Below are 25,452 nucleotides of genomic sequence, written 5' to 3' on the forward strand. Positions count from 1 at the left end.
ATGCCACTGGAAGATTGCTTTGAGTTTCTCTCCAACGATGACATTTGCATTAAAGGGCATAGGCTGGGCATTGATACAGTGCTAGAACCTTTTTTGAATGGATATGCCCCTGAAAAAGAATGGCAGGATTCCTTTGGGTAGCCCCACTACAACAGCAGTTCCAGCGAAAGCCCAAAGCGGCTGTCTTGGCCAAAGCGGGAGTTTTGCAGCTGAAAATCGGTGCCCAGGCGCAGCTGTCGGGTTACGGCGTAGCCGATCTCAAGGCTGGTAATGCCCACTTCACGATCACTCCCCGGTGCCACCCAGCGCTGGCTCAGGGCCAGATCGCCGCCGCCGCCGCGCGAGGGCACCAGCAGCAGGCGCAGGCCTACATCCAGTCCATCGGTTTGGTAAGCGGGCGTGCTGAGGGCACGATAGCCCACCGTAGGGGCAATATTCACGTAGCCGCCCACGGGCAGCAGGTAGTAACGCAGCTCGCCCCCGTAGTCTTCGCGCTGACCATTGCTGCTGCGGCTATAGTCGACGCTGGCGGTAAGGCCCGTACCCGGCGCCAAAAACACATCTTCTAGCGCTGCCCCAAAGCCACTGATCTGCCCCGATGAGGGAAACTGGACATAGCCCGCCCGCAGCCGAGTGCGAAAGCTGGGCTGATAGCGAATTTCATCGGCCACGTCGGGCACCTTCTCTAGCCACCGCTGGAGAGTGGGGCTGCCTTCGATAACAGCGGGGTCGAGGTCGAGGGTGGGAGCCACCGTCTCAGGATCCAGGGCCAGGGCCTCTGGCAGGGCAGCCACCGGGGAAAGGCTTTGGGTTGGCAGGGTTTCTGCAAAGGAAACCCCGCAGGATTCGGCGGCGGCGGCCGCCGCCGGAGGACAGGGCGTGAGGTCAGCCGCTGTGGCATCGAAGGGAGGCTGAGCGCCAGCCGGAGACCAGGCTTCAAACGCCAGCGCGTTTGGCGCTAAGCCCAGACCGATCGCCCCCAGGCAGCCGCCAATGCGCAACCATTGGATCGTCGATGACACCACTCAGCGGCCCCCAGCTCACGCGATAATCCTATGCATCTTACCGCCTATACCCGATCGCGCTCCTTGGGGTAGGCCATCAAAAAAAGCGGCCCTACTCAAACAGTAAAGCCGCTGGGGGAAACGAGGATAGCGTTTCGGTAAATGGCTAAGGTCTCCTAGCGCACCTGGCCCCGCTCAACCGTGGTGTCGATGGGCTTGAGGAAGTAGAGCTGCACGAGCTGCCAGCCAATAGTGGCAATGTGGGGCAGCTTTTGCAGCAGCTGAAGGGGCTTGGGCTGGTTCGATTCAGCAACCTTGCTCAGCTTGGCATTGGCCGCTGCGGCAATATCCAGCCGCTTAAAGAAGCTGGGGTGATCGACATTGAGCGTGAGGGGAAACACGCGCCCGGCGGTTTCGTTGGTTTTCTCAATGACCTCGATGTCGTACTCCCGTGCATCTAGCCCCAGAGAAGCGTAGAAACCGCTGCGCTGGAGGTCGTTCAGATACATGGTGGCAAACACCGACAGCAGGAAGAAACGGCACCACAGCCGCGCCTTCCAGTCGTTGAGAATTTCGGGCTGGGCCTTCATCAGGGCCGAGAAGAAGTCGCCGTGGCGGTTTTCGTCCTGGCACCAGTTCTCGAAGAACCGGAAGATGGGGTAGATCTCGTTCTCGGGGTGGGCTTCGAGATGGCGGAAGATGGTGATATAGCGCCAGTAGCCAATCTTCTCGGACAGATAGGTGGCGTAGAAGATGAACTTGGGCTTAAAGAAGGTGTAGTCTTTGCTCTTGGTCAAAAAGCCCAGGTCTAACTGGAGGTTGAAGTCAGACATGGCCTTATTGAGAAAGCCCGCGTGGCGCGCTTCGTCGCGCGACATGAGGTTGAAGCACTCGGCCAGCACCGGGTTTTTGCCCTTGAGGCGACGGCCCAGCTCTTTGTAGAGCAAAAAGCCCGAAAACTCAGCTGTGCAGGAGCGCTCTAGAAACTCCACGAACAGCTGCCGGGTTTCGCCGCTAATGGAATCCCAAGACTGATCAAACGTGTCGTTGCGCACGAAGTGGTGGCGGTTGTAGTCAACCCGAAACTCTTCGAGAATGGCGAGCAGTTCGTCTTCGTTGACCGAGATGTCCATGGCGGCCATCTCGTCGAAGTCGGTAGTGTAAAACCGAGGGGTGAGAATGGTGTCCTTGGCCGGAGCCTTTACCCCTGGGCGAATTTCTTGCAATTCAGGCTTTTTAAGGGAATCTACCATGAGTCCTTGGATGGCGCGGTGAACGTGGGTCGGGCTGTCTCCCGGTAAAGCAATGGATAGAAGAGGCATCCCTCAGGTCTCGGACCAATTCATACCCTGAGCACAGGCGGAATGCAGCTCTCCAACCAAATCGCTAAATGTCAGTGTATCAGGGCTTTTGGGACAGTCGGCGGCGCTTTAAGTTTTGCAACAAAACCTGTCGATAGATAACGCTGTGGCCAGGGAAGCGTTCAAATTTCATGAAGTACCGAGCTTTCCTGGGGCCTGCCTGGGCACGCTGAGAGCCAGCACTGGCCAGGATTGGCAGGAGAAAAGCATGGCGATCGCAGGAATTGTGTTTATAGTCGCTGGGGCCGTGCTCTGGTGGGTTAAAACCCGACAGCAGCGGCGCTGCAACCAGCTTAAACTGGCGCGCCAGGCCCAGGCCGCTGACCTGGAAGCCACCGCTGCCGCCGTCGCTGGCGAAATTGGCGGCGGCGACTGGCGCGACTACGTGTGGCTGCGGGGCACCCCCAAAACTCCGGTCCCGCTCACCTCAGAACTCAAGCAGGTGTCCTGCGTCAGCTACACCACTACCGTCGTGCGCGAGTACGAAGAGACCGTGCACGAAAAAGACAGCAATGGCAATGTCACGACCCGCACCCAGCGGGGTTCCGAGACCGTCAGCGAGCACCATCAGCGAACTCCCTTTGACCTGGTAGACGCCTCTGGACAGGTGCGAGTGGATCCTGTAGAGGCCAATATAGAGCAGGTAGAGGTGCTCAACGACTTCCGCCCCGGTAGCCCTACCGGCGGCATGCTCTCCTATGGGTCATTCTCCCTGGTGCTGGGGGAAGGGGGCGGGGGACAGCGCCGCACCCTGGGCTACCGCTACCAGGAGTCGGTTCTGCCGCTCGATCGCCCGGTGCTGGTGGTGGGCACCGCCAGCGACAGCCAGAGGGCAGCCCTAGGGGGCGATCGAGCCGGCACGGTCACCATCGAAAAGCCCACCCAGCCCGACCAGCCCTATATCATTACGCTGAAGACCCACGAGGCGGTGACCAAAAGCGTGGACCAGAGCGCCCAGATGGCCTTTTGGTCGATGGTCGGCTGCTTTGGCCTGGGGGTGCTGCTGCTGCTGCTGGCTATCCTGTAGCGCCAAGACCTACCCTAGCTGAGCGTCTCTCCCACCCTTGCCAAGCGCTATGCTGGTTTCGATGTCTAGGCACAGAGGCCAATGCCCCCAGGATTGTCTCCCTATCGCTGGCTCGTCCGCATGGTCTGCGGGCTGGCCCTGGCGCTGGTGCTCCAGGGCCTGGGGGGAGGGCTAGCGCTGGCCCAGGCGGCCGAGACTGCCCCTGTGTCCGTCGACGGGTTGTTTTTGTTTGAGGTCCCCGCCGCCGGAGATCTGAAGGCGGCCGAACGGGCCTTGGCGATTGAGACCAACCTAGGACCGCTGATTGGCAACCGGGAGCCGGTGGCGGTGCGGGCCGAGGTGCGCAGCACAGAAACCAGCGGTGGGTCCTCCCAGAGCGGCAATCCGGTCATTTTTGCGGGCGATCGCTACATCATGACCGTCACCAACGCCGATGTGCAGGTCGGCGGGGCCAGTACCCTTCAGGCCCAGGCCGATCAGTGGGTCCACAGCATTTCCGACGCCCTCTCCCAGTCTCGCATCGAGCGCCAGAAGGGCTTTTTGGTCAAGGCTTTGGTCAAGGCCCTGGCGGCTCTGGCGGCGGCTCTGGCGGTGCACTGGCTGGCCGGGCGACTGTGGCACCGCTGGCTCAGACCCTTTCTAGATCGATTTGCCTTCTCCCCCATCGACCCCGACAACCACGAGCACGAGGCCACCGGGCTAAACCTGCTCTTTCGTTTGACTCTTTTTCTGGTGCGGGGCGGGGTGTGGTTTGCGGCCCTGGCCTACATCGCCAACCTCTTTCCGGTCACCCGCCGGATCAGCTACCGGGTGGCCCTGAGCCTGCAAGAGGGGTTGTTTGCCCGCAGTCTGCTGTTGGGCAGTCGGTCGTATTCGCTGCTGGGCCTGCTGACGCTGGTAGCTGTGCTGCTGGCCATGATTGTCGTGGCCAGCGCCGTCACTAACCTGATGCGATCGCGGGTGCTGCGGGCCACGGGCATTAGCCTGGCCGCCCAGGAGGCGATCGCGGTGCTCTCCAAGTACACCCTGATCTTGCTGGGCACCGTAGTCATTCTCCAGCTGTGGGGCATCGACCTCAGCTCCATTGCCCTCATCGCCAGCGGTCTGGGCATTGGGGTTGGCCTGGGCCTCCAGGGCCTGGTCAAAGATTTTGTCAGCGGTCTGGTGCTGGTCTTCGAGCGCCCGGTACAGGTGGGAGACTTTGTGGATTTCGGCGAGGTCAAGGGCACCGTCGCTCGCATTGGCTCCCGCAGCACCGAGATTCGCACCCTCGATCAGGTGGCGATCATCGTGCCCAACTCCCGCTTTTTAGAATCCGAGGTGATCAACTGGAGCCACGGCAACCCCGTATCGCGCATTCGTCTGCCCGTGGGCGTGTCCTACAGCGCTGATCCCCAGGCGGTCAAAGTTGCGCTGCTCGAAGCCTGCCACAAGAACCAGGAGATCCTCTCAGCCCCGTCCCCCCAGGTATTTTTCCTGGGTTTTGGCGACAGCGCGCTCAACTTTGAGCTGCTGGTGTGGATTGCCCAGCCCAGCCGCCAGCTGGTCATCAAAAGCGATCTGTACTTTGCCATCGAGGCCAGCCTGCGCCACTACAACATTGAGGTGCCTTTTCCCCAGCGCGATCTGCACATTCGCTCTGGGCACCTGCCCGTCAACCTTTCAGCCGAGGCCCAGCAGCTACTGCGGCGGCTGGATGGGGAGTCCGACGAACAGCAATAATTTCAGTCTTTTCAGGTCAGTCTTTTCGGGCTTGGTTTTGCGCTGGCCCATGCGGAACCCTCCCCGGCTGCCACCGATTGGGCTGGGCAAACGGTGTCTGCCCCTACGCCAGCCACCTGTCTCATGCGGTTTAGGTTTGGCTGTGGCCAGTCTGGTTCAGACCTGCCTCCTATGAATGTTCAAACGTTTGAATGTTCATATCAAGTCCGGCTAATGAACCCAAGAATTGTAGGCCACTAACCCTTGCTTCTTCTAAGGCCATAGTGCGGTCGATTAAGCGGACTTGATATCATAGGGTGTCTGGATGCCCTGACCAACGTGACTATGGCTATATCTGGGGCTGGCTCGGGCAAAACTTGACCAACTCTAAAAAAAAAGAGCGCTTCAGGGAAAATTAGCTAAAATTACAGCCGTATTTGCAGAGAAACCGGGCTTCTATGCCCGCAGACGTGCCCAGTTGGTGGCCTGACGGGTTTCTCGAGTGAGGAGTATAGGGAGCTAATTTCCATGAAACCAGTCTGGCCCACAATCCCCCTTAGCCGCTGGTCGAAGCGGCTGTTTAAGTCGCTTGCGCTGTTTATTACCTCGGTTTTTCTGGTCACTGGCCTAGCGGTGCCCGGCTACAGTGCGGCTCAGCCCCCAGCGCTGACGCCCAATACCGCTGCCGAGGTCGGATTGGATATGTTGATGGCCCAGGAACCCAACACCGCGGGCAACGCCACCCTTTACTTTGAAACCGCTACCTTTACCGTTAGCGTTCATCCTAGGAATGGTCAGTTCCTCAGTATGAATGTCTACAACAGAGACACTCGGCGGTCTGAACAACTCAATGCTCCCGTTACCCGCCGCGACGGAATTATCAGTAGCGACTGGATAAGCTATGACAGCTTCGGCTCGCGTGCAGGCCGCAGCGTCGTCTACCGGGCTAGTGGCAACCTAACTAACAACCAGGCCCGCCTCGAAATCGTTGATGCCTCCACCAGTTCCATATTGCTGAGTCAAAACAGCACCAGCGTTCGAGACTTTTTCCTTCCCGGAGCCAACCCCGGCCCTAACCCTGGACAGGGCGACCTGCTCAACCGCACATTTGTGGGCTTTGATACCCAAAACCACTCGGTTCGGGTGTTTAACGACGGCGGCATCACCAAGATGAATGTTTACAACAGAGTCACTAGTCAAACGCTGGTCAATGGTCTGACTGCCACCGCAGAAGCCACTAATGTCGCCCCCTACCGATGCTGGGTCAACTACTTTGGCGGGCAAAGTTTTGGCGGTGCTCCGGCCCGCTACTTCGTTCGAGTCAGCGGTGATGGACAGGCACTGCTGGAGGTGATTGCCGCCAACGGCGGAGTGCTACTGTCAGAACCTAGAATCAACTCTGCGCCTCTGGTGACTAATATTCCCCAGGCCGATCGCCCCGATTGTTTTGGCAGCGGTGGCACCGTGCCCGATGGGGCTGGCCTAGCGCCTTATGTGGCCGCCGTCTTTGGTGGTGACAATGAACTCCAGCAGGTGCGCCAGGTGCTACCCAGTGGCAGCAGCCAGGGTGTAGGGGGTTTGACCTGCGTCATCAACCCTCGCTTCGAGAATGCTCCCCAGGGTAGGTTTATCAATGCGGCTGAATGTACCGATCGCAACGATGCCAGCGCAGTGGTCAACTTCCTGCGGGCGCGCGGGCTCAACGCTCGCCTGGTCTACCGCAACTTTAGGTACCGCTAGGGCTAGAAACCGGGTTTCTGGGCCAGTCTGTCCCTAAGTCAGATGACCGATTCAGAAACCTGGGTGCTCATCCGGGGGATGAGCATTCCATCGCTCAAATTCCATAGGAAAAGGGGAGACAGAACTGTCTCCCCTTTTCTGCGTCTGCGGTCGTGACCCTACGGGGCCAAACGGGCTTTTTTGAGCCGGTTTTCTTCGTACCAGGCGGCGATCGCCGGTACCCAGGCAACAAAATGGGGCCAGATTTCCTCGCACATTTTTTGGGCTTCGAGCTGGGCATCGGCCTTCCAGCGCAGGTCGAGCAGGTGCATGAGCGATCGCACGTTGGCCGACATCACCCAGTGCTGGCGAATATCGAAGGGAATCAGCCCCCGCGCGTGCTCTTCGGCAAAGCCCTGGTCGATGCGTTCCTTGTAACGCTGGCTAGCCGACCGGCACCAGTCGAGGTCCTGCTGGCGGGCCTCGACGGTGTACTCGTACTTCTTGCCTTGGCGATCGGTGTAGTCGCCCAGGGGTCTCAGATAAAAGACCTCTTCCACGTCGCGCTTGCCGTCCACCACATCGAGAATGCGCTGACCTGTATAGCGAAATGACTGCACATCGAATGAAACGCCGACGCGATGAGTCCGAATCTGCTGCATGGTGCTGTGGGGAAACCAGCCCACGTTAAGCACAATCTGGGGATGTTCCAGGGGGCCGTAGTGGCCGCGCCCGCCCTTCAGCAGGCTGGTGACTAAGATTTCGCCGCAGCGCTCTTCGCTGGGCCAGGTGCTGCGATCGTGCGCCACAAAGCCCTCGGCGTAATCCTGGTGCATGGCGGCGTACATGGTCTGTTGAGGGTTTGGGGTCTGGGAAATGACCTCAACGGTGAAGCGATCCATAGCTCAGATTTTCTAGGGTTGATTAAATGTCCAGGTACTCGACGTACTCGACCGTGCGCCGCCCCCTGGGTATGGGTTCAGACGCGCGCGCCGGGGCTGTCGGTGTAGATACCTCTGTAGTAGATGTCTCTGAGGTAAACGTCTCTGGGGTAGATGTCTCTGGCGTTTCGTCTAGGGCAATCCCTGACGTCTGCCCCAGGGAGGCCTGTGCTAGAGGCGCTTCAACGCCGCTCAAAACCAAGTTTTTTGAGGCATCGGCAACGTCTTGGGCCGCGACAAATTGAGTTTCTGCGGGTGAATTGCTCACCTCAGTCGCACCAAATGCCGAGCCTGCAGTAAATGGCTGGGCCGAGCTGGGTGCTAACGGCCGGGTCGGGCGGAGCAGGTTTTGCCCATCTTCTAGGGCCGATCGCACGATCGCATCGCTTTCCTGGCTCAGCCGCAGCTGAAAGCAGTCGCTCAGGTGCGATCGCATCGACACCCCCGCCGAATAGTCGCCGTCCACCGCACCCTGCTCGATCAGCCGCACCAGCCGCCGCGCCGCCACCAGTCGTTTCAGCGGGTCGGGATGGCTCAGCAAACCCAGATTGTGCTCCATCTGAGCAACGGGCGCAGCAGCCCACAGGTCGTCGCTGCGCTCTGCCGAGTGAGACGATCGCACCAGCGCCCCCACCGCAAACAGCGCCAGCGCCCCCTGCCCCGTCAGCAGCAGCGCCATCAGCAGCGAGTGGGTGCTGTGCCACAGGGCCGTAAAGGTGTAGGTGCTCACCCCCGTCACCCCCGCCAACACCAGGGCCTGCTGCTGATATGACGTGGGCAGGGGCAAGCCCTGCTGAATACGCTGCACTAAGCCCTTGCGCTGGCGCGGGGAAAGCTGTAGAAGCTGCTGATAGGCGACCAACCCCACCCCAGCAGAGATGACTAAGCCACCGTTCAGCAGGCCCAGAGCCAGGCTACCCAGGCCCAGGCCCCACATCTGCGGATGCTGAAGGCGGGGCAGCGATCGCCGCCACCGCAGAATTGGCGACACAGAACGCGGCGGCGGTGAAATATCTAGAGCAGGACGGGGAACAACGGGAGAAACCACGGGAAATTGTTGCAGATGGGCAGAGTGAACCAAGGCCTAGCATAGCCCGCCACCCTGTCTTAGGCTCTCTTTTGCAGAAAAACTTTGGCAGAAAACCTTCGGGCTACCCACAGGAAACAAAAGCCCCACCCACTCACCCCCTCTATCCCCTCCCCCTACGCCACGCAAATCCCATACTCCGGCAGCAGGTCATGGATGACGTAAAAGTGATGAGCCCGCAGCGCGTCGTGAAAGCGCTTCCAGTTGCTGGTCAGAAACTTGGGTGAGTAGGCCAGGCCCGACTCCTTGCGCTCCCCTTCCCAGGCCACCCCCAGCGCCTTCTGTTTCCACGAGCCGTAGCCTTGGGCAATGTAGCTAACTTCGGCAGGGCCAAAGCTAAAACTGCCCTGGGCAATGTGGGCTACCCACTGGCGGTGGCGGCCTTCGGCTTCCCCTAGGGTAGTTTCCAGCAGCGCGGCGATCTTGCGCCGATCGGCCTCCGGCAGGCCGGGGACCGGGGCGTCGGGGTCGCCCAACCGATACCGCTGCATGGCTTTGCACATTTCGTCGGCGGCCTCTAAGTAGTCGCGGGGGTTGTCGCGGCTAATTTTTTCGCCCCGGCCATTGGTGTAGCCCCAGCGCAGGTAGGGTCTGTCGGGGTTGCTGAGCACTGTGCCGTGGCCCAGGGGTAGCGCCCCGCCAATAAAAAATCCCTTCAGCCGGTTCATCAGACTTTGGTCGGGTTTGTTGTCGCCATCAACCAGGTCGCGGGCGCTGTTGATTTCGTGGCTAACCCCCGCAAAGCCCTGATGAGCCCAGGTATCGGCAAACACGTGCAGGGTAATGCCCAAACGGTGCAGGCCGTAGCTGCGGTAGCGCTGCTCAATGCATTCGCGCACCATGGTCTGGGCCACTGGGCTATTGGGGCGGCAGATTAGCTTTTCGATAAAGGTGCCCGGCGGGTCTTGTCCGGCGGGCAGACCGCCGTTGCCCGGCAAAAAGTGAAACGGAATCCACACCTTGCAGTTGGCCAACTCCTTGAAGTTGCGGTAGTCGAGCATTTTGTGGGCCGAGCTAATGCGATCGAACATTGCCCCATTGTCAAAGCGAATTAGCCCTGCCTGGGTTGAGTCGTCGACGTACTGGGCACTGTGGGCCACGATGCTGGCATCCAAATGCTCAAACCCTGCCAGGCGAGCGCACACGTAGGTGACCCCGTGGTGAAAATCAATTTGCATGGAACGGTCTGACTAGCAGCACGGGGAGCCTCCCGACAGGGCGCAACCCTAGATTAGGGTAAGGGTTAGAATGCCCTATGCAGTGTTAAGCATTGTGATCTGCGCCTCAGGATCTAGAACCTAAGACCGACAACGCCCGCCGGTATCGATCGCCCCAGGGCTTGCCCCAGCTATCGATCAGTTTCCCGCTGGCGGCGCACCGTCTGGCCCGCCATCAGCGGATGCGGCAGTTTCGGTTCGCGCAAACGACTGATGAATCGCCATCAGCACCGGGTCGATGGCCGCAGTGGTGTCACCGTAGTAGCTGGTAATGGTGGCGGTGGCGGTGGGATAGCCGACGTAGGTGATAAAGGCGTTAGGCAGGTCGCCAGGAATTTCGCTCAGCCACAGACGAACGGCCGTAACCCCGTCGATGGTAACGGCATCGTAGCGGGTCACGGTATAGCCCTGCGATCGAATCTTCTCCAGGGACTCGCCCACCACGGCCTGGGGCGGCGCATCCTGCCAGGTGATTTCGGTGCGCATAGCGGGCAGGCTGTCTGTGGCCCCGGCGCTGTTGGCGACCACCTGGGGGGCGTTGGCCTGGGCGTTGACCTGCCACCCCACCGGCAGGTCAATGGAAAACAGATCTTCGTAGCTGGTGGTTTCTAGCGCTGGAATCGCTGGCGCGGCGGGGGCTGCTTCGGCGGCCACCAGGCGGTCTGGGGCCTGAGCCTGGGCGGCAGGAGCACCAGCGGTGAGCACCGCTGCCCCTAGCACTAATCCCCACATCGTTAGCTGTTTCATCATGGTTCTCCTTTGCGCTGACTCAACCACTGCTGTTTAGTATCGCCTACCCAAAGCCCAGGGCGTTTGCCGTGCGACCTTCGAAATGGGCGATCGGTACGCTAGCCTTTGAGAGACTACACCTTGGCCGATCGCCCATGCTCCCCGCCCCCGATGCTGACCCCAAACCCGGCCATCTCTACGTGGTGGGCACCCCCCTGGGCAACCTTGAAGATATGACCTTTCGCGCGGTGCGAATGTTGCAGGCCGTCGATCTAATTGCCGCTGAAGACACCCGCCACACCGGCAAGCTGCTGGCCCATTTTCAAATCACTACGCCTCAAATTAGCTACCACGAGCACAACCGCCAGAGCCGCACTGGCGAGGTGCTGCACCACCTGCAAGCCCGCCAGCACGCGGTGGCGCTGGTCAGCGATGCGGGCATGCCGGGCATCTCAGATCCGGGCTATGAGCTGATTGCCGCCTGCATTGAGGCCGAGATTCCGGTGATTCCCATTCCGGGGCCAACAGCAGCGATCACGGCGCTGTGCGTGGCGGGGTTGCCCAGCGATCGCTTTATCTTTGAAGGCTTTCTGCCCCTCAAGGGCAAAGAGCGGACCGTCCGCCTAGAGGCGATCGCCCAGGCAGATTGCACCGTGGTTCTCTACGAAGCCCCCCACAAGCTGGTGAAAACCCTGGAGGACCTGGTTGGCGTGCTGGGGCGCGATCGCCCCCTCTGCCTGGGCCGCGAGCTTACCAAGCGATTTGAAGAATTTTGGCGCGGCACCCTGGGCGATGCTTTAGAGCACTACCAGGCCACAGCCCCCAAGGGAGAATTTACCATTGTCATCCAGGGGGCGACCCGCGAACATCCGGTGCTGTCTGAGCAGGCCATCAAAGCTGAGCTAGAGCACCTCTTGCACCAGGGAATTTCCCGCACCGATGCCAGCCGCCAGTTGGCCAAAGCCACCGGCCAGCCCAAAAAGTTGATCTACCAGCTTTCCCTCAGCATCGATATCGATACGGACGAAGGAGCCTAGTTGGGATCTGCCACTGCCCTCTCTGTACCGCGAGTCTTACGGTTCAGCCAGTTCGCCCCACTTTGGCTTCTAGCTCCCCTGCTCTCCGACTTACAGAAATAGCCCCTAACCTTCCGCCTCAGAGTACTAGGCGTTAAAACCAAGCTTCATTGTCTAACCAGAGCATGACTTCATCTTGGGATGCGAGCCATTTTTGCTGGTGGGTCCGTGGATCGTAGACCTGCCACCAGGTATTGCCCGAGCGATCGGTGATCGGCGTGATTCTCGGCTCCAGGCGATGGGCGTACCAAGCGCTGATTTTCTGCCTCAGTTTGCTAAACCGACCACCGCCCGGGTCTGCCGGCTGATCGCCAGCCGAGCTATCTGAAGGAACTCCAGAGGATGAGAAGGTAGGGAAACTAGAGCCGAGCTGATAACGAATGGTGTGCGGCTGAGGCTGGCGATCGCGCTGCGCTGCGCGGTGGTTAAATTTCATGGGGGAGTACTCCTGAGGGGGCCTCTCACGGATACGCGAAAGGGAGTACTTTCACTATCCCTAACTAACGGAGAAGTGTGCTTACCATCAAACAAAAATTATTATTGTTCACAGCAAACTTTTTGCTTTCCCCGCCCTCGGCTTGATTGGGCATAGGGCCAGAAATGCCTGCGATCAAAATCCTATCTAGACTTACTTTCCTATTTAATAAAGGTCTGCAAAAGCCGAATCACGGCTGAAACCGAGGCCAGCGACGCCGTTTCGGTCGCCGTGTGGTACTCGGTGGTGGGAATTTGCAGGGTGGTGCCGGTGACAGAGCCGTCGGTGGCAGCGGTGAGGCGGCCCATCTCGGTGCGGCCCAGGGAGTAGGGTTTGGGCCGGGTCAGGTTTTGGGCGGCGATGTAGTCGTCTTTGTAGCTGTAGGAAATAGCCAGCTCGGTGCAGCGATCGGCCAATTCCTGGGTAATGCCGGGGGCAAAGTCGGCGCTGGCGTCTTTGCGGCGCAGGGTGACAAGCTGCTCGTCGGCAGCTTCGCGGCTGTGGTAGGGGCTGGTGTCGAGGGCCACCAGGCGCTGGGTGGAGATGCGCTGGCGCTGAAACCACGACAGGGCGTAGCGCCAGCTGCGGCCCGACTCTTCCTGGGCGGTGAACAGAGCGGTGCCCTCAAAGCCGCAGCGGAACAAAAAGATGATGATGGCGGCGCTGATGACGTTGTCGAGCTGGGCTGAGATATAGCCGTTGTTGAATTGCAGTCGGTCTAAAAAGGAAACGGGCGTGCCCGGTTGGAGATACTCCAGCCCTTCGACTTCAAAAATCAGGTTGTGGCGCTCGGGGCAGATGTAGGAGTTGGTGATGATTCCCTGGCCGATATAGGTGCCGGTGTAGGGCAGATGGGCCTGCACCCGCTGGCCCTGGAACCGGTTTTCGATGGTGTTGAGCATTTGCTCTGAGACCGAGTCACCGGTCAGCTCGCTCTGGTTGCCGGCAATAAAGGCGGCGTACTGAAACTCGTTGGGGCCAGTGCAGAGCAGTCCGTGGCGATCGATGTGGGCCGACAGCATCAGCTCGTGGGGACGGCGGCCCTGGGCGACGAGCACGCCGTGGTAGTGGGTAACTACGGCCCCGACTTCTTCTAGCTCGCGCCGCAGCACCCGAAAGAAGGAGTCTTCGCTGCCCACCACCGAGGGTTCGCGAATCAAAAATTGTAGAATCTCAAGGAAGTCTCCCAGTCCCTCCAGGGCGATGGGATCGGTGGCTACGGTGGACCGAGGCGCGGCTTCGGGAGCAATCAGTTGATCGACAACCAGGTTCAGTGGGCTCATGGGGTAGGGCCTGCCAGAGGTTTGCCTGCGGTGCTAAAAATATGCCGGGAAGGAGCAGCGATCGCGATCGCTATATCTATGTATCCCAGAACACTATTCGCACCCCAGAACAGTACCCCGAAGCCCTGTGACGTTTAGTGAACCCCAATACAAATTGCCCCTACAGATCGATAGTTTTTTGCTATCGCGCAATCCTGCAAACCCCAGTGGAGAACCGGAGTATACTGATAGGTATCGCTCTTTACCTCGCCTGCCCTGTGGATTTGTCTGCTAAAAGTGAATACGCCCTGCTGGCCCTGCTGGAGCTAAGCCCCCACTACCCCAGCGGCGAACCGCTGCAAATTCGCCAGATTGCCAGCCAGCAAAACATTCCCGATCGCTACCTAGAGCAGCTGCTGGCGACCCTGCGCCGGGGCGGGCTAGTCAAAAGCCAGCGGGGGGCGCGGGGGGGCTATCTGCTGGCCCGTGATCCGTGGAAGATTACCCTCTATGATGTGGTGAGCTGCATTGAAGGATTTGAGCCTCAGGCCGACCCGACCCAGGTGTCTGATACCCCCGAGGCGCAGGTGATTCAGGGCATGTGGGGGGAGGTGCGCCAGGCCGCCGAAGGGGTGCTGCAAAAGTACACTCTGCAAGACCTGGTTGAAAAGCGCAACGCCCAGCAGCAGGTTGACATTATGTATTACATCTAGGCCCATTACTACATTCAGGCCCCATGCGAATTGCCGAAAACGTAACCCAGCTGATTGGCCGCACCCCGCTGGTGCAGCTCAACCGCATTCCCCAAGAGGCGGGCTGCCTGGCCCGGCTAGTGGTCAAACTTGAGGGCATGAACCCCTCGGCCTCCGTCAAAGACCGCATCGGCATCAACATGATTGAGGCCGCTGAGGCCGAGGGGCTGATCACCCCCGGCAAAACTATCCTGGTCGAGCCGACGTCGGGGAACACCGGCATTGCCCTGGCCATGGCCGCTGCGGCCAAGGGCTACCGCCTGATTCTCACCATGCCCGAGACCATGAGTTCGGAGCGGCGGGCCATGCTGCGGGCCTACGGGGCCGAGCTGGAGCTTACCCCTGGGGTGGCGGGCATGTCGGGCTGCATTCAGCGGGCCCAGGAGATTCTCGACATGCTGCCCGATGCCTATATGCTCCAGCAGTTTCGCAACCCGGCCAACCCCGACATTCACCGCCGCACCACCGCCGAAGAAATCTGGGCCGACACCGATGGCCAGGTGGATATGGTGGTGGCTGGGGTGGGTACCGGCGGCACCATTACCGGCGTGGCCGACGTGCTGAAGCAGCGCAAGCCAGGGTTTAAGGCGATCGCGGTCGAACCCGTCAACAGCCCGGTGCTCTCGGGCGGCAGGCCCGGCTCCCACAAAATCCAGGGCATTGGCGCAGGGTTTATTCCTGAGGTGCTGAACGTCAGCCTGATTGACGAAGTGGTGCAGGTATCCGATGAGGACGCGATCGCCTACGGTCGTCGCCTGGCCCGCGAAGAAGGGCTGCTCTCGGGCATTTCCACCGGGGCTGCCGTCAAAGCTGCGATCGACGTGGGTCGTCGGCCCGAAAACGAGGGCAAGCTGATTGTGATCATTCAGCCCAGCTTTGGCGAGCGCTACCTGAGCACGCCGCTGTTCCAAGACCCCGAGCTAATGGCCCCGCTGGTGATGAGCTAGGTTCTGCAACCCTGTAGCACAGTGACTGCCAAGGACTTTGATATCGATCGGGCGATCGCGCTACTGCGTGAGGCGGTGGCCCCATTTCCTAAAGCCGCCATGTTTCAGCTGGCGGAGGAGGGCTTCGACTCGCTCTATGAGCAGCTGATTGCCTGCATCATCTCGATTCGCACCTACGACGAGGTGAGCGTGCCGGTGTCGCAGCGGTTGTTTGCTCGGGCGCGATCGCCTGAGCAAATGGTAGAGCTAGAGGTCAAAGACATTCTGACCCTGATTCAGGGAACTACCTTTGCAGAGAACAAAGCACCCCAGATCCGCCAGATTTCTGAGCAAATTTTGGATGAGTTTGGCGGCGACCTCCCAGCCGACCCCGAGGTGCTAATGCAGTTCAAAGGAGTGGGGCCAAAGTGCGCCCATCTAGCGCTGGGGGTGGCGCTGGGCTACCCCTGCATCAGCGTCGATGTGCATGTGCATCGAGTCACCAACCGCTGGGGCTATGTGCAAACCAAGTCTCCCGAAAAGACCATGACCGCCCTGGAAGCCAAACTGCCGCAGCCCTACTGGGTTGAGATCAATCGGCTGCTGGTGCCCTTTGGTAAGCACATCTGCACGGGCAATCGACCTAAGTGCAGGCGCTGCCCTCTGGCCGATATGTGCGATCGGGTTGGCGTAGTGAAGGCTACCTAACGAGCACATTCGGCGACAATCAACAGCTTCGTATCCGAAAGATCACTTGTGAATCGCCGCTGCGATAATTTTTTACGTTCCTTGGCTTAGCTGTTGATCAGCTCTAGTGTATCGTCCAAATTTCGCCTCGGTCTCAAGAACTGCTTGGAAAGCTTTGGTAAACTCCCTTCTACAAGAAGGGTCGGCACTGTTTCCGTCTTCTAACAAACTCATATCGCTCAGCTCATCGGCTATTGACCGTTCGGGCATATGCTTCCATCTACGCAGCAAGTACTCATATGCTGCCAGATAGGCGTGGTTAACCGCGCTTCCGTCAGAGTATTCAGTCATTTACCTTCAAGAATTTTTGACTTGTTACACATCATTCTTGCCGCGTTGCTCCCAGTCATCCCAATACTTTTTGCGCACCTCAGACAGAGTGGCGAAAGTAACCGGGACACCGTTGTCCAATTCACAAGTAGCATCTACGTAGCTTAGGCGCAGTATGCCCTCAGTGCAGCAGATTGAAATATGGCTGTCCTCGCCTTTTGCGCTCAAGATTTCGAGTTCACCATTACCCAAGGATTTGAAATCTACGACTAGGTTAGAATTCTCAAATGGGGTATACGCTACGTCGGTACAGCCAAGAAGGTGAACCCAGAGAAACTTAGACCCGGTTGCCAGCGCTTCACATAGATACCTTATTTCGACCTTAACAGAGAGGTTGCCAGGATGCTCACCCCTGAAGGCGACAATACTGCCATCATGTAAAACATTCCAGATCTCAACACAAAAACTCATCGTCGCCTCACAGCGCCTTCACTGCCCTAGGCTGTGTCGCCAGGTACTGCTGAATTGAGGCTGCATCGTCTTGCCCCAGGGTGATCTGGTTGTAGGCCACCTCCAGATTGCTAGGAAACAGCGCCTGGAACATAAAAGGCTGGTACGGGTCGGGCACGGGCGTGGCAAGGGCCTCCTCTTTGCTGGTGCCTGCTGTCTGCCAACCCAGGGCCAAGCCTTCTAGCGTATCCAGATAGCTCTTGAATATGGTTAAACCTTCGGTATCGGTCACAGGGCCATGTCCGGGTAGCACCGTGGTCAGGGGATAGTCAGCCATGAGCTGGATGAGGGTGGCTTGCAGCGTGCGAATATTGCCGTCTGCTAGGTAGGGAATGCGCTGATTAAACAGCAAATCGCCCGTGATCAGCACATCGGCGTCGGGGATATAGGCAATGAGATCAGTACCGCCGCTGTGGCCATCGAACTCGCGAATTTGCACCTGACGTTGGCCTTGGGCCAGTCCTGGACTATCGCCCAGCCACAGATTCCAGGTGCCGTTGATGATCACCTCGGGTGGGGTGACGTTGGGGTCGGTCTCGGTGTTGCGGGTGAGCATAAATTCGCGAATGGGACCGCGCCCCAGGATCGGCAGATTGCGGCTGGCGGCGGCGGGGTTCCCCCCCGTATGGTCGAAGTGGTAGTGGGTATTGACCACGTACTTCACCGGCTGGTCGGTCAGGGTGGCAACGGTGTCGAATAGCAGGTCGCCCAGGGCCTCGGTCTGGAACGGATCGACCACCAGTACGCCGTCGCTACCGATGACGATGCCGCCATTACAGATGGCCAAATTAGGATCGGTGGGCGGAAAGTCAACGCTGGCAACCAGGCCGTAAACGCCATTTGCCAGTTCTTCCAGGGTGAGCCCGGCAGAGTCTAACGTAGCCGGAGGTGCGCTCTCCTTGGCCTGCACTGCAAGACGGGGCTGAAGGGCAATTAGCCCCACCGCAGTTAACGCCACTAATAACCCCAGTACCCATCGCCGTAGCTGTCTCATTGCGATCGCTCCAGAAGTGCTTAAATGCTGGCAAGTCTGTGGTGACAGAGCATTGCCAATGCTTCTGATTATCTCACTATAAAAGGATGGCTCCCAGACCAAAATCAGATTCAATCAGGCATTGCTCATACCAGCAGGAAAGTCAGGATCGAAAATTTGCTGGGCCGTGTAAGGACAATCCGTTGGTAAATCGGGATAGTCTAGGGGCGTTTCGCGTACCACCAGATCTAACGCTGACTCGTAGGCAACGGCGATCGCCTCAGCTAGGTAGGGCTTGATGCTGGGGTTTTGCTGAAGCAGCCTTTGAGCGGTGCGCCGCTGTTCACGAATGGTTGCTCTCCAGCTTTTGCTGCGGTGACTGGGTTGAAAGTCCCATTTAAGTAGATAGCCCAGCAGAACAGCTAAGCGATTCTCTAGCTCCTGTCGCTGCTGCTTGCCCAAAGATGCGATTTCTTCTACCAAGTTAACTAAATCTAAATGCCTGAAATCACCTTCTTTTAAGAGCTTGCTCTGCTCTAAGGTCCAGGCGTAGAAGTCAGTTTCATAGAGGCTGGCATGGGTCATTAAACCGTCTCTCCAAGTGCCAATCAATTTGGACTAAATTACTCCTGGAGACATCCTTGCTCTCGTCGGAGTCGCCATATTCTGAATATTCTGATCACTATATTAGGCGGAATTACGGGGATCCTGGAGATAACGTCAGGACAGGTCTTAACGGAGGGTTACCCGGGCCTGTATAGGCAGATGATCTGAGGCCTGGGCGGCCTCGGCTACAACATCGGTGGCTACCACCTCCAGGGTGGCGGGGGTGTAGAAGATATAGTCGAGCAGGTACTGGGGCTGGTCGGACGGGAACGTAAACGACGATGGGGCCGTGGGCAGCGCCGAGGCCAGCACTGGGGAGTCAAGCAGAATGCCGATCGATCGCGGACCGTCGCCCTCGTCGCGATTGAGGCTGCTGTTGAAGTCGCCCAGCAGCAGCACGGGGTAGTCTTTGGCGTAGCCTTCCGCTAGCTCGCGCACCGCCTGGGTTTGGCGGCTGCGGGTGGGGGCATCAAAGGCTTCGAGGTGAACGTTGATGACGATCAGGGGTTGGCCCGAAACGTCGATTTCAGTCACCTGGGCAACGCGATCGAGGTACAGAGCGTTGTAGTAGAAGGGATTGGTGGGCACTTTCTCCAGCACCAGCCGTTCGTTGCGGCGAATGGGGTAGCGGCTGAGCACCGCCTGCCCTGAGACCACCTTTTTGTAGTGGGCCGCAGGCGGCCAGTAGGGAAAGGGCACGTAGCGTTTGTCCCAGTTGACGGCGATCGCGCCAAAGGCCATCTCCAGCGCTGCCGAAACCGCATACTGCTGGTTGCGGTTGAACGATCGGTAGGCGTCAAAGTCGATTTCTTGCAGGGCCAGAATGTCGGGTTTGACGGCTTCCAGAGCAGCGATCGCGGTAGCCTGATTCGCGTCAAACAGGGTTTTGTCGCGCTCGACGGCCTGCTGGTTGGTCAGCCCCGACAGGTAGCCAATGTTGTAGCTGACTACGTTAAGCTGCTCAGGGTTGGTTGTTCCAGGCGGATATTCTTCGTAGGTGACCAGGTTGTCGTAGTCGGCGGCTTGACCGTTAGGCGAGCTGATATAGACAAAGGTTCCTACCAGCGCTGCTGCCGGTATCCCCAGGGCGATCGCCGCCGCCAAAATAATGTTTTTCATGGATTCAATTCTATGGCCTCAGCTGACCCCTCGCGCCTGCCCCTGCGGTTTTGGATTGCCGCTCTGGTGGCGTTTATCAATGCGGTGGGGTTCACGCTAATTATTCCGCTGATTTACCCCTACGCAGTGGAGTTTGGCCTCAGCGACTTTCAGGCCAGCCTGCTGACGACGGCCTACGCGGCGGCGCAGTTTATCGCTACCCCTATTCTGGGACGACTGTCCGATCGCATAGGCCGCAAGCCTCTGCTCATTGTCAGCTTGCTGGGTACCGTGGCGGCAAATTTGATGGCGGGGCTGGCCCCAGCCGCCTGGATGCTGTTTGTCGCCCGCATTCTCGACGGGATCACGGGCGGCAATACGTCGATCGCCCAGGCGATCGTGGGTGACATCACTACCCCCGATCAGCGAGCGCGAGCCTACGGCATTTTTGGGGCGGTGTTTCGGCTGGGATTTGTGGTGGGGCCACCCCTGAGCTACGTGGCCCAGCTGGTGCCGCCCCTGCCGGGGTTTACCAGCCTGGGCATGGGGTTCTTGTTTTCGGCGGCGATCGCCTCATTCGCCACCCTACTGTGCCTGGTGCTGCTGCCCGAAACCCTGGAGAACTACGGCGACAGCTTTCGCATCTCCTGGCGCGATTTTGGCTTTGGACGGCTGGCGCGATCGGCCACCGACAGTCGGTTTGGCCGCATTTTCTGGCTGACGTTTTTTAGCGGCTTTACCTTTACAATCTTTACCTTTGCGTTTCAGCCCTTCTTTCTCAAGGTGCTGGGGCAGGATGCCCGCAACCTGGCGATCATGTTCGCGGCGGTGGGGATCATCGGCTTTGTCACCCAGGTGTTTGCCCTGGAGCCGCTGCGGCGACGGTTTCGGCTGGTGCAGATTTTGGCCGGGGCGCTGGCGGCGCGGGGCATTTTGTTTTTGCTGATGCCTGCGTTCCCCAACATTGTGGCGTTTGTGGCGATCGCAGTGGTCTTCAGCGCCGTCAACTCCTTCCCCATGCCGCTGATCGATGCGCTGCTGTCGCTCAATAGCGGCCCCCGCGAGCAGGGCGAGGTGATGGGCCTAAATGCGTCGTACCTGAGCATTTCCAATGCGATCGGCCCGGCCACGGCAGGGCTGCTGGTCAGCGTCAGCTATTCTTTCCCCTTTTGGATTGCCGGTGGGCTAACGTTGCTAACGGCCTGGTTTGCCCTGTCGCTCTCCGGGCGCGGAACCGCTAAAGTGTGACGGCATCTTGGCAGGTTGGTGGCACTGAACGGTCAATCGCTTCGGGTGAACCCTAGACACATTGAAATTGGGCCCTGCAAATGAGCGCAGGGTGTTTAATCCTGCCTAGTCAACCCCGATCCCTTTTGATAAATGGCATATGCTGCGAGCATAGTTGCGTCAGCGTCCCTACAGGCTGGCTTTTACGAAATCAAGGGTATGCGCTTCGGATCTGGTACAGCTGAGCTCTTAAAATTCCTGCTGAGCTTTGAGCTAACTGTTGAAAGAGGGGTTTCGCCACTTTAAAGCCGTGCTGTGCAGATAAAAAACTCGACCAATACCTATCTCTTTAAGTATACAAGCTCCAACTTGCGATCTGCGGATTTTCTATGGCATGAATCCCTCTTTAGGCTTAAATTTGATGACACAAAACACTAATTATTTTTGAGAATAAATTGAGCAAGCTTTATTGGAATCAATATAACGGATTCCACGACTCTGAAATCCGATTAAATCCCTGAAGGCCTTACTTGCAAAGGGATTGCTTGTTCCCTAGAGCATAAATAATGACTGCTTGCAGCATTAAATCGGGCCTTTGCCCCAAAGCTTAATTAAAGTGTGTTACGGCTTTCTTGTTTTATTTTCTAAGGAAGCTAGGCCGGAAGAGATGGGCGGCAGGTAACCGAATAGCCTGTTATACTTCAGGGGTTAGCCGCTCATTTGTGACAGATGACCTTAGTTAACTAGTAACAAATCTAGGTAAAATTCATGGCTAACATTGTAGATACTGCCGTAAGCGCAGGTTCATTTAATACTTTAGTGGCTGCTGTTAAAGCTGCTGGTTTAGTCGATACTCTCAAGGGCACAGGCCCATTCACCGTTTTTGCGCCCACAGATGACGCTTTTGCTAAGCTTCCAACAGGCACCGTGGACGCGCTTCTAAAGGATGTACCCAAACTCAAGAAAATCCTCACCTACCACGTTGTCTCCGGTAAGGTTATGGCGGCGGATGTGACCAAGATGACTTCGGCCACTACCGTCGAAGGTTCTGATGTCAAAATTGACGCCTCTGAAGGTGTTAAAATCAACGATTCCACGGTAACTACAGCTGATGTGGCTGCCGACAATGGCGTCATTCACATCATTGACACTGTGCTTATGCCTGCGTAGTAGGTGATTGGCTTAAGTTTAGGGGGGCGATCGCCCCCCTTATAACTCAGCTTTAGGGTATGACCCTGGGAGATGTGGCAGACATTTAAGCCACGTCTCCCAGGGTTTTTCTAAAAGAATCTCCCCCGGACTCGGCTTCACCCAGCACCGTGAGGAACTGAAGCGCCATGGCGATGTAGGTGGCGCACTGGGTGGGCGGCAGCTGGTAGAACGACTGCCAGGCGATCGCTTTATCAGACTCGTAGGCGGCGAGGCGATCGGGCTGCTGATCGAGCCAGCCCAGGCGCACGGCGTGGCCGATTAGCACGTCGAGATAGATGTAATCTTCAAAGTAGAGGTCGGGGTTGACCTTAAAGATTTCGCCCATTTCCCGCAGGGCTTCGAGGTTGACGTGGCGATACTCCGGAGCCTGGATTTTGTTCAGCAGGTGGGTGATGCGGCGCTCGAAATTTTGCTCGCCGGGGGTCATTTCGGAGAGAATGCGATCGCTATCGATCCGGTTTTTGCGATCGAACTTGTTGCCGATCACGATGCCCTTGGAATGCTTCAGCACCTCCCACACCTGGGTATAGAACCCCTCGGAGATGCGGGCGATTTCACCGTCAATAATCCGCTTGCGGAGCCAGTCTTGGCTCGGCTGCTCGGCTGCTTCAGAGGACACTGCTTCTTCAATATCGACGGGCACCACCTGCCAGTTAATCGGATTGTGGGGCTTAACGTGCAGCGACTCGCGCCGGAAGATCGCCTGATTGAGCCCGTCGAACCCGGCCAGCACCTGGCGCAGGCGAGTCTTGATTTCAAAGGGGCTGAGATCAATCAGCTGTCCGTAGGCTTCGTCCTGAGTGATGTCGCGCTCGCGGGCCAGCTCGCTGGTAATCAGCAGCAGCAGGTAGCCCACCCGCAGGGTCATCAGCCCCTTAAACAGGGTCGGTTCCGCTTTGATCAGAACGCTCAGGTCGATCAGAATTTCCTGGGTGAGCACGTGGTCGCGCACGTCGTCACCTCCAAAGCTGCGAATTTTCTCAACGATCTCGCTATGGCCCATGGGCTCAGTAATCAGCGACGCCTCGCTGTAGGATTTGCCGACCGAGATCTGCTTTTGGCGCACCAGCAGCTCGGTCACCGCATCCGACAGGGTGATGTCAGCCTTGCCCAGCAGACCGGCGGCGCGGCGCAAAATACCCCACTGCTCTAGCTGGCTAGCCTTGGCGTAGACCTCATCCAGCAGGTCTTCGACCGTAACGGCGTGGTTAGGGCCGCCAAAGCCCGTATTAAAGTCGTTGCCGTGCAGGTGTTTGAGGGTGGCCAGGAGCTCGATCTGCTCGTAGGTGTTGTTCGACTCGCGCAGCTGGGTCAGCAGGCGATCGAGATCGGTTTCATTCTCCAGGTCGAACTCTTCGAGCAGCGACAGGGGACCGTCGTGGCCCGGCTCAAAGCCCAGGTAGGCTGTCCACAAAGGAGTATAGCCCACGGAGGTGCTGCCCAGCTGATAGCTGTTGAGATTGTCAACTCGCTCCAGGCTGGTGGTCATCATCAGCTGGTGCAGGGGGCCTAGCTTAACTGGCACATGATCGCAGCGATCGCCCTGGAGTTCCCGCATCAGCGCCATCAGCGGCGACTCGTAAATGGGTTTGCGCCCCAGCTGAAACATGGCGTGGGTCAGCAGCAGCGTCACGGTGGGGCGGCCCGGCTCGCGCCAGTGGTCGTAGATGTAGGCCAGCTCGCTGCGCATCTGGGCCACCAAAAAGTGGTAGTCGAGGGTGAGGTAGAACCGCTGCTGGTCTAAAAACGACGGCAAAAACACCACCGACTCGCCCTTGATCCGAAACATGCGGGAGGTGGTCAGGCTGCGCAGTCGCCGCACCGGGCGACCGCTGAGGCCCAGCTTGTCGTTTTTGCCGATCTCAGCGTAGATCGACGACAGCTCATGGGCCGGGAATACCCGCACCGGGGCAATGTCTTCGAGGGTTTGGGTGGGCAGGCCATAGGTGGCCAACTCCTTTTGCAGCGCCCTATCTTCGGCCAGCAGCGACACCTGCACCACCGGGTAGCGGTGGTCACCCAGGGCGCGGTAGCGGCCCAGGGGGTCGATGTCGCTGGGCTTGAGCAGCCCATCTTGAATCAGCTGCCCCAGCAGGTACAGGCTCTGCGCCCACACCAGGGGCAGGTTGTCGTTGGGCAGGCGGGTCTGGCTGCCAGGCTTTTTGCGCTCCGCCTCCAGGCTGTCGGCGGGCACGTAGTACAGCTCGGGCAAGAGATTGAGGCCGTCGCGATCGACCGTCAGCGCCGCCAGCCGCTCCTCGTAGAAAAGAATCTGGTCGCGATCGCCCGTAAACAAGCTGTCTAACCACAGGTAGGTAAAGAACAGCGGCCACTCACACTCAATGTGCTCGAACTGCCTGAGCTCCTCCGGCTCGTAGTGCAGCCGGGTGGTGTCTTCAATCACCGTCTGGTGGCCGTCGCGCAAAAACCGCTTGCAGCCGTAGGAGCCCTGGAGCTTGTCGAGAATTTTTTGCCGCGTTTTGTGGGCCAGCTGTTCGTCATCAATGGCAAAGCCGGGATAGCCCACCACGCTCAGCAGAGCCGCATCCACTTCTTTAGAGCCCGACTCCCTGGGCAGCAGCGACTCCAGGGTGATGCGGGCGCGGGCGATCTCGTCGGTCAGCACGTGGATGGTCGAGGCCTGCCCGCCCCGCATGCCAAACAGGTTGAAGCCCCGCAAGGCCTCCAGAGCAGCCTTGGCCATGCCCACGGAGCTGGCGTTGAGTTCTGGCTTGCCGTGGTTAATTTTGTTGCCCCGTTCCCAAAGACCGTAGTCGGGGGTGCGGTAGGCCCGGCCAATGTAGTAGACCAGGTTTTGCACAAAGTTAACTTCATCCTGGGTAAAGACGATCTGCAACCCCGAGGCGGTCATCTGGGCCAGCATGAGCAAAAACACCGAGGTAGCGTCAATTTGCAGATGGCCCCACTCGTCGTCGCCCACCACCGGCAGCCCGGTGCCCGTGTCGTACTTGGCGTGCAGCGCCTGGAGCGGGTCCTGCCGCTCTTTGAACTGCTCGACCTTGCCCGCCTGGCGCAGCATCGCGGTCATCAGACCCCGCATCAGTTTGACAACGCTCTGCTCTAGCTCCACCGTGCGGCCCTGGTCGTCATCCAGATGGCGGTAGGCAATGGCCACCCCCCACACCGCCAGAATGCTATACACGTTGTCGCGCACCCAGGCGTCGGTGTAATTACCGTGCACATTCACCGCCGTACTGGCCGGCAATAGACCGCTAACGGGGTGCTGCCGCGACAAAATCACGGCCTTGACCTGTTGATAGTAGCGATCGAGCTGCTCCTGAAGGGAGGCTGAAGACATAGGTGATGGCGGTAAGAACGACGTCGAGTGATGGTTAACCGGGTTTTAACTCACTGTAGGGGGAATTGACCAGACAATGACCATGGAAATCACGGAATTCTGACGGTCTGGCTGGGCCTGGGCATGTCATCAATTCTCGCTGCAATCCTTACCCTATAGGCATTGCCACGCCCAACCCAAAAACCAGGCTAGGGTCTGTAACCGCTGGTTCTT

The 25,452-nt window shown here is 58.6% G+C and carries 22 protein-coding genes; 9 read left to right on the forward strand and 13 right to left on the reverse strand.

Going from position 1 to position 25,452, the window contains the following annotated elements:
• Nucleotides 1–146 precede the first annotated feature (146 nt).
• The gene (locus LEPTO7104_RS0107845; RefSeq protein ID WP_155523557.1) at nt 147–1,025 is read right to left on the reverse strand and encodes a hypothetical protein; all 879 of its coding nucleotides are present in this window, start codon (nt 1,023–1,025) and stop codon (nt 147–149) included.
• Between the two features lie 155 nt (nt 1,026–1,180).
• A complete protein-coding gene (acsF, locus tag LEPTO7104_RS0107850) occupies nt 1,181–2,257 on the reverse strand; it encodes a magnesium-protoporphyrin IX monomethyl ester (oxidative) cyclase (RefSeq protein ID WP_017298008.1) in 1,077 nt (358 codons plus the stop codon).
• 214 nt (nt 2,258–2,471) lie between these two features.
• On the opposite strand from acsF, the gene LEPTO7104_RS0107855 reads away from it, so the two are divergent.
• The 3 genes from LEPTO7104_RS0107855 to LEPTO7104_RS0107865 all read left to right on the forward strand — a co-directional run bounded on the left by LEPTO7104_RS0107855 (nt 2,472) and on the right by LEPTO7104_RS0107865 (nt 6,833).
• A complete protein-coding gene (locus tag LEPTO7104_RS0107855; protein ID WP_155523558.1) occupies nt 2,472–3,392 on the forward strand; it encodes an E3 ubiquitin ligase family protein in 921 nt (306 codons plus the stop codon).
• Nucleotides 3,393–3,473: 81 nt separating this feature from the next.
• On the forward strand, nt 3,474–5,114 hold the full coding sequence (locus LEPTO7104_RS0107860; RefSeq protein WP_155523559.1) for a mechanosensitive ion channel family protein: 1,641 nt from the start codon (nt 3,474–3,476) through the stop codon (nt 5,112–5,114).
• A gap of 507 nt (nt 5,115–5,621) precedes the next feature.
• Nucleotides 5,622–6,833 (forward strand): hypothetical protein, encoded by a 1,212-nt coding sequence (locus LEPTO7104_RS0107865; protein ID WP_017298011.1) that lies wholly within the window; start codon nt 5,622–5,624, stop codon nt 6,831–6,833.
• A 158-nt stretch (nt 6,834–6,991) separates the two neighbouring features.
• On the opposite strand, the gene thyX is transcribed toward LEPTO7104_RS0107865, so the two are convergent.
• From thyX to LEPTO7104_RS0107885, 4 genes are all read right to left on the reverse strand, one after another.
• The gene (thyX, locus tag LEPTO7104_RS0107870) at nt 6,992–7,714 is read right to left on the reverse strand and encodes an FAD-dependent thymidylate synthase (RefSeq protein ID WP_017298012.1); all 723 of its coding nucleotides are present in this window, start codon (nt 7,712–7,714) and stop codon (nt 6,992–6,994) included.
• Nucleotides 7,715–7,736: 22 nt separating this feature from the next.
• Nucleotides 7,737–8,801 (reverse strand): hypothetical protein, encoded by a 1,065-nt coding sequence (locus tag LEPTO7104_RS39940; protein WP_155523560.1) that lies wholly within the window; start codon nt 8,799–8,801, stop codon nt 7,737–7,739.
• A gap of 155 nt (nt 8,802–8,956) precedes the next feature.
• Complete coding sequence (locus tag LEPTO7104_RS0107880) at nt 8,957–10,018, reverse strand: DUF6765 family protein (protein WP_017298014.1); 1,062 nt, start codon at nt 10,016–10,018, stop codon at nt 8,957–8,959.
• Nucleotides 10,019–10,195: 177 nt separating this feature from the next.
• The gene (locus LEPTO7104_RS0107885; RefSeq protein WP_017298015.1) at nt 10,196–10,804 is read right to left on the reverse strand and encodes a hypothetical protein; all 609 of its coding nucleotides are present in this window, start codon (nt 10,802–10,804) and stop codon (nt 10,196–10,198) included.
• Between the two features lie 137 nt (nt 10,805–10,941).
• Between LEPTO7104_RS0107885 and rsmI the strand changes: the two genes are divergently transcribed.
• Nucleotides 10,942–11,823, forward strand: coding sequence for a 16S rRNA (cytidine(1402)-2'-O)-methyltransferase (gene rsmI, locus LEPTO7104_RS0107890; RefSeq protein ID WP_017298016.1), 882 nt, complete (start codon nt 10,942–10,944; stop codon nt 11,821–11,823).
• Between the two features lie 133 nt (nt 11,824–11,956).
• On the opposite strand, the gene LEPTO7104_RS0107895 is transcribed toward rsmI, so the two are convergent.
• Together LEPTO7104_RS0107895 and LEPTO7104_RS0107900 are read right to left on the reverse strand one after the other, a co-directional pair.
• Complete coding sequence (locus tag LEPTO7104_RS0107895; protein ID WP_017298017.1) at nt 11,957–12,298, reverse strand: hypothetical protein; 342 nt, start codon at nt 12,296–12,298, stop codon at nt 11,957–11,959.
• A gap of 200 nt (nt 12,299–12,498) precedes the next feature.
• A complete protein-coding gene (locus LEPTO7104_RS0107900) occupies nt 12,499–13,620 on the reverse strand; it encodes a hypothetical protein (RefSeq protein ID WP_017298018.1) in 1,122 nt (373 codons plus the stop codon).
• Nucleotides 13,621–13,877: 257 nt separating this feature from the next.
• Between LEPTO7104_RS0107900 and LEPTO7104_RS0107905 the strand changes: the two genes are divergently transcribed.
• Genes LEPTO7104_RS0107905 through LEPTO7104_RS0107915 form a run of 3 tightly spaced genes read left to right on the forward strand, consistent with a single transcriptional unit; the run spans nt 13,878 to nt 15,985 of the window.
• Nucleotides 13,878–14,312 carry an RrF2 family transcriptional regulator gene (locus LEPTO7104_RS0107905; RefSeq protein WP_017298019.1) on the forward strand — a complete coding sequence of 145 codons (435 nt, stop codon included), beginning with the start codon at nt 13,878–13,880 and terminating at the stop codon, nt 14,310–14,312.
• A 23-nt stretch (nt 14,313–14,335) separates the two neighbouring features.
• On the forward strand, nt 14,336–15,298 hold the full coding sequence (cysK, locus tag LEPTO7104_RS0107910) for a cysteine synthase A (RefSeq protein ID WP_017298020.1): 963 nt from the start codon (nt 14,336–14,338) through the stop codon (nt 15,296–15,298).
• Nucleotides 15,299–15,319: 21 nt separating this feature from the next.
• Complete coding sequence (locus tag LEPTO7104_RS0107915) at nt 15,320–15,985, forward strand: endonuclease III domain-containing protein (RefSeq protein WP_017298021.1); 666 nt, start codon at nt 15,320–15,322, stop codon at nt 15,983–15,985.
• 354 nt (nt 15,986–16,339) lie between these two features.
• On the opposite strand, the gene LEPTO7104_RS0107920 is transcribed toward LEPTO7104_RS0107915, so the two are convergent.
• From LEPTO7104_RS0107920 to LEPTO7104_RS0107935, 4 genes are all read right to left on the reverse strand, one after another.
• Nucleotides 16,340–16,765, reverse strand: coding sequence for a hypothetical protein (locus LEPTO7104_RS0107920; protein WP_017298022.1), 426 nt, complete (start codon nt 16,763–16,765; stop codon nt 16,340–16,342).
• Between the two features lie 7 nt (nt 16,766–16,772).
• On the reverse strand, nt 16,773–17,798 hold the full coding sequence (locus tag LEPTO7104_RS0107925) for an MBL fold metallo-hydrolase (protein WP_026072479.1): 1,026 nt from the start codon (nt 17,796–17,798) through the stop codon (nt 16,773–16,775).
• A 114-nt stretch (nt 17,799–17,912) separates the two neighbouring features.
• On the reverse strand, nt 17,913–18,362 hold the full coding sequence (locus tag LEPTO7104_RS0107930) for a DUF29 domain-containing protein (RefSeq protein ID WP_017298024.1): 450 nt from the start codon (nt 18,360–18,362) through the stop codon (nt 17,913–17,915).
• A 147-nt stretch (nt 18,363–18,509) separates the two neighbouring features.
• Nucleotides 18,510–19,502, reverse strand: coding sequence for an endonuclease/exonuclease/phosphatase family protein (locus tag LEPTO7104_RS0107935; protein WP_017298025.1), 993 nt, complete (start codon nt 19,500–19,502; stop codon nt 18,510–18,512).
• Between the two features lie 12 nt (nt 19,503–19,514).
• On the opposite strand from LEPTO7104_RS0107935, the gene LEPTO7104_RS0107940 reads away from it, so the two are divergent.
• The gene (locus LEPTO7104_RS0107940) at nt 19,515–20,729 is read left to right on the forward strand and encodes an MFS transporter (protein ID WP_017298026.1); all 1,215 of its coding nucleotides are present in this window, start codon (nt 19,515–19,517) and stop codon (nt 20,727–20,729) included.
• A 747-nt stretch (nt 20,730–21,476) separates the two neighbouring features.
• Entirely contained in the window at nt 21,477–21,878 is a 402-nt protein-coding gene (locus LEPTO7104_RS0107945) for a fasciclin domain-containing protein (protein ID WP_017298027.1), read from the forward strand.
• Between the two features lie 85 nt (nt 21,879–21,963).
• On the opposite strand, the gene LEPTO7104_RS0107950 is transcribed toward LEPTO7104_RS0107945, so the two are convergent.
• Nucleotides 21,964–25,239 carry a glycoside hydrolase family 15 protein gene (locus tag LEPTO7104_RS0107950; RefSeq protein ID WP_017298028.1) on the reverse strand — a complete coding sequence of 1,092 codons (3,276 nt, stop codon included), beginning with the start codon at nt 25,237–25,239 and terminating at the stop codon, nt 21,964–21,966.
• Nucleotides 25,240–25,452: the final 213 nt, after the last annotated feature.

This window comes from Nodosilinea nodulosa PCC 7104 (assembly GCF_000309385.1).
GTDB lineage: Bacteria > Cyanobacteriota > Cyanobacteriia > Phormidesmidales > Phormidesmidaceae > Nodosilinea > Nodosilinea nodulosa.

Coding starts and splice junctions, on each gene's coding strand:
- acsF (WP_017298008.1), bottom strand. CDS start 2,257: ATGGTAGATTCCCTTAAAAAGCCTGAATTGCAAGAAATTCGCCCAGGG.
- LEPTO7104_RS0107860 (WP_155523559.1), top strand. CDS start 3,474: ATGCCCCCAGGATTGTCTCCCTATCGCTGGCTCGTCCGCATGGTCTGC.
- LEPTO7104_RS0107865 (WP_017298011.1), top strand. CDS start 5,622: ATGAAACCAGTCTGGCCCACAATCCCCCTTAGCCGCTGGTCGAAGCGG.
- thyX (WP_017298012.1), bottom strand. CDS start 7,714: ATGGATCGCTTCACCGTTGAGGTCATTTCCCAGACCCCAAACCCTCAA.
- LEPTO7104_RS0107880 (WP_017298014.1), bottom strand. CDS start 10,018: ATGCAAATTGATTTTCACCACGGGGTCACCTACGTGTGCGCTCGCCTG.
- LEPTO7104_RS0107885 (WP_017298015.1), bottom strand. CDS start 10,804: ATGAAACAGCTAACGATGTGGGGATTAGTGCTAGGGGCAGCGGTGCTC.
- rsmI (WP_017298016.1), top strand. CDS start 10,942: ATGCTCCCCGCCCCCGATGCTGACCCCAAACCCGGCCATCTCTACGTG.
- LEPTO7104_RS0107895 (WP_017298017.1), bottom strand. CDS start 12,298: ATGAAATTTAACCACCGCGCAGCGCAGCGCGATCGCCAGCCTCAGCCG.
- LEPTO7104_RS0107900 (WP_017298018.1), bottom strand. CDS start 13,620: ATGAGCCCACTGAACCTGGTTGTCGATCAACTGATTGCTCCCGAAGCC.
- cysK (WP_017298020.1), top strand. CDS start 14,336: ATGCGAATTGCCGAAAACGTAACCCAGCTGATTGGCCGCACCCCGCTG.
- LEPTO7104_RS0107920 (WP_017298022.1), bottom strand. CDS start 16,765: ATGAGTTTTTGTGTTGAGATCTGGAATGTTTTACATGATGGCAGTATT.
- LEPTO7104_RS0107925 (WP_026072479.1), bottom strand. CDS start 17,798: ATGAGACAGCTACGGCGATGGGTACTGGGGTTATTAGTGGCGTTAACT.
- LEPTO7104_RS0107930 (WP_017298024.1), bottom strand. CDS start 18,362: ATGACCCATGCCAGCCTCTATGAAACTGACTTCTACGCCTGGACCTTA.
- LEPTO7104_RS0107935 (WP_017298025.1), bottom strand. CDS start 19,502: ATGAAAAACATTATTTTGGCGGCGGCGATCGCCCTGGGGATACCGGCA.
- LEPTO7104_RS0107940 (WP_017298026.1), top strand. CDS start 19,515: ATGGCCTCAGCTGACCCCTCGCGCCTGCCCCTGCGGTTTTGGATTGCC.
- LEPTO7104_RS0107945 (WP_017298027.1), top strand. CDS start 21,477: ATGGCTAACATTGTAGATACTGCCGTAAGCGCAGGTTCATTTAATACT.
- LEPTO7104_RS0107950 (WP_017298028.1), bottom strand. CDS start 25,239: ATGTCTTCAGCCTCCCTTCAGGAGCAGCTCGATCGCTACTATCAACAG.